Genomic DNA, 243 nt, shown 5'->3' with positions numbered 1-243 from the left:
ATGATCTCCGACACGCCCATGCCACCCACCTGCTCGCCAATGGCGTCCATCCCAAGGTCGCCAGCGAGCGGCTGGGGCATAGCAAAGTCGGCATCACCCTGGATCTCTACAGCCACGTCATTCCCGGGATGCAGGAGGACGCCGCCGCGATGGTCGATCGCGCGCTGTCGGCAGCCCGTGACAAGTCGAAAAGGTAGCAAAGCGGTAGCAGCCCCGGTTCCGGCGAACAAACGGAGAAAGCCA

At 63.4% G+C, this 243-nt stretch carries 1 protein-coding gene; it reads left to right on the top strand.

Features of this window, described 5'->3' with window-relative positions:
• On the top strand, positions 1-197 hold a 197-nt coding region (locus KJQ96_RS39475; protein ID WP_249735126.1), incomplete at its 5' end, for a tyrosine-type recombinase/integrase.
• Between the last annotated feature and the right edge of the window lie 46 nt (positions 198-243).

It is taken from the genome of Bradyrhizobium sp. sGM-13 (assembly GCF_018398875.1).
GTDB lineage: Bacteria > Pseudomonadota > Alphaproteobacteria > Rhizobiales > Xanthobacteraceae > Bradyrhizobium.
Note: the sequence above shows the minus strand (reverse complement) of the source record. Positions and strands in the feature narration are given on the sequence as shown.